The sequence below is a fragment of the Winogradskyella sp. UBA3174 genome, from assembly GCF_002364335.1.
Taxonomy (GTDB): domain Bacteria; phylum Bacteroidota; class Bacteroidia; order Flavobacteriales; family Flavobacteriaceae; genus Winogradskyella.
In genome coordinates, this window is record NZ_DEXW01000027.1 from 15,362 (window position 1) to 18,363 (window position 3,002).

A 3,002-nucleotide genomic window follows, 5' to 3' on the forward strand; every position below is an offset into this window, starting at 1 on the left:
ATTTCAAAAAGTAAGCAAGTCTCGTTCGGGACGGAATATAGTCGTAACAATTTTGTTATTGACGTAGAGGGTTTTTATAAACATGTGGACGGTATAACGGTTTCCAATCAGGGATTTTATAATAACTTTCAGTTTATTAATGCCATAGGAAGCTATGATGTAAAGGGGGCTGAGTTAATAATTAATAAAACGGCACAGCGTTACAGTACATGGTTAAGTTATACATACAGTGTAAACGATTATGATTTTGAAACGCTAACCCCTTCCGTATTTCCCAATAATGTAGATATTAGGCATTCTCTGTCATTGGCGTTTAATTATAATCTCTTAGATGACTTGGAGATTTCCGTTGGTAGCATCTGGCGTTCTGGACAGCCATTTACAAAACCGGTTGAAGGCAATGAAACTGTAAGAAATGGCAATAATACATTTGTGAATTACGACACACCCAACAGTGAAAATCTTGACACTTTTGTGCGTTTGGACGCGTCATTAAGTTATAAATTTGAACTCATTAAGAATGCACAATCTTCATTGCGGATTGGCGTGATAAATTTGTTGAATAGAGAAAACAACATCAATACTTATTACGAAGTCGATCCAAATGATACTAATTTGGCGATAAAAATTGAAAACAAATCCTTAGGATTAACACCTAATGTAAGTCTAAGATTTAGCTTCTAAAACACCGATTAAAAACAAATAAAATCGACAAAACGTATTTATAAGCTATATTTTGTTATATTCGCTTAACCTATATTTAAAATAAAAATGAAAAAATTCGCCCTAATTACCCTGTTTTCTTTAGTAGCATTTTTATCTAAAGCTCAGAATGATTTTGATGTATTGCTTGCGGCAGGTGTGGATGATGCACAGCGTTTCGCTAACGATTATCTTGCTCCTGGTACTAATGGTCTAATGCATAGTATGAATGCAAATTGGTTTAATTCTGCAAATGCGAAACCCTTAGGAGGCTTCGAAATCTCAATTATTGCTAGTGCTGCTATGATTAATGACGAACAAAAGATGTTTACTTTAAATACAGCTGATTATAATAACGTTCAGTTTGTGCAAGGACCAAGCTCTCAAATGGTTTCATCTGTGTTAGGTGAAAATGATCCTGCGATATTTGTAGAAGTAGAATATGATGACCCTATTTTCGGAACTCAGACGACGCAATTTGAATTACCAGATGGTATTGGTTCAAAAAGTTACAATTTACTTCCAACCGCTTTTATACAAGGTGCTGTAGGTATTGGTAGTGGTATAGAATTAAAAGCACGTTTTGTTCCTGAAATAAAAACCAATGAGGTTAGTTTGAGTATGTATGGAGCAGGTTTGCAGCTAGAATTTACACAGTGGTTACCTGCAGATAAAATTTGGCCTGTGGCCATATCTGGTTTAGTAGCTTATAATCATATAAATGGTTCTTATGATGTTACTGAGTCATCTGGAATTGAAGGAGATAATCAGCGCTTAGAAAATAACACCAATACATGGTTATTTCAATTAGTAGCGTCTACTAAATTGCCAATAATAAACTTTTATGGTGGTCTAGGTTATATAACAGGAAAATCAGAATCTGATTTATTAGGAAATTATCGAGTTACAGATGGTATTTTAACAACAGAAACTATTACAGATCCGTTTTCAGTATCAAGTGAGGTCTCTGCCTTAAGAGGAACTATTGGTACTAAGCTTAAATTAGGATTTTTTAGATTCAATGCAGAGTATCACCTATCGGAATTCAACGCTTTTTCTTTAGGTGTCAATTTCGGTTTTAGATAATTCATCTAATACCTTTTTAAAATATTAAAAAGCATAAAATTTACGCTTGTGGTTTTTTCGTTTACAGCAAATTTATTTATAATTTTTAGTCATTTTAACAAGGTTGTTTTACATTAAGAAAACATAAAAAGCGAGGGTAACTGTAGTTGATTCAGGAGAAGTAAGAGCGAGTTGTGCAGAATATATTCCAATAAAAATTTTGCTTTAGAAATCATAATACAAGATGTTAAATCATATTACTTCAAAAAAAGAGATGATATTTTTTGATTAAAAAAAATTAGAACAGTATTATGTTAAACTATTTGGACATAACTCGGATTTTATAGCGAGGTAACCTTCAAAGAATCTGAAATGGGTGATGTTGGGTGAATATGTATTCTGTATACGCAAGTGAGGGTATATTAAAAGGGGAGTATCAGATTCGTTTTAAAGAGGTGTCAGTTTTACGGTAGTCTCTTATTTTATTTCCGAATACGATGATATAAGTCATGGAATTTTAAGCTTAAAGCCTTAAATTTGTGATTGATGTTTAAAATTATAAAATAAATTAATATGAAAGTAACCGTAGTTGGCGCTGGTGCAGTTGGCGCAAGTTGTGCAGAGTATATAGCGATTAAAAATTTTGCCTCAGAAGTCGTAATATTAGATATAAAAGAAGGCTATGCTGAAGGTAAAGCAATGGATTTAATGCAATGTGCTTCTCTTAATGGTTTTGATACCAAAATAACAGGAAGTACTAGCGATTATTCTAAAACAGCTAATAGTGATATTTGTGTAATTACATCTGGTATTCCTCGTAAACCAGGAATGACAAGAGAAGAGCTTATTGGTATTAATGCAGGTATTGTAAAAACGGTATCTACTAGTTTAGTTGAACATTCTCCAAATACAATCATAATAGTAGTAAGTAATCCTATGGATACTATGACTTACTTAGTTCATAAAACAGTAAACCTTCCAAAAAATAGAATTATAGGAATGGGTGGCGCATTAGATTCTGCACGTTTCAAATACAGATTAGCGGAAGCTTTAGAGGCTCCAATTAGTGATGTTGATGGTATGGTGATTGGTGGACATAGCGATAAAGGGATGGTTCCATTAACGTCTCATGCCACAAGAAATAGTATAAGAGTATCTGAGTTCTTATCAGAAGAGCGTTTAAATCAGGTAAAAGAAGACACCAAAGTTGGTGGAGCAACATTAACAAAGTTATT

Annotated in this window: 3 protein-coding genes; all 3 read left to right on the forward strand. The window is 33.2% G+C overall.

Translation table 11 applies throughout. From position 1 onward, the window contains the following. The coding region (locus B2U95_RS03975; RefSeq protein WP_296313097.1) for a TonB-dependent receptor domain-containing protein at positions 1 to 684 on the forward strand (684 nt) is incomplete at its 5' end. An 87-nt stretch (positions 685 to 771) separates the two neighbouring features. After that, entirely contained in the window at positions 772 to 1,788 is a 1,017-nt protein-coding gene (locus B2U95_RS03980) for a DUF6588 family protein (RefSeq protein WP_296313099.1), read from the forward strand. Positions 1,789 to 2,340: 552 nt separating this feature from the next. Continuing rightward, positions 2,341 to 3,002 (forward strand): lactate/malate family dehydrogenase (locus B2U95_RS03985; RefSeq protein ID WP_296313101.1); only part of this gene is annotated, 662 nt, incomplete at its 3' end.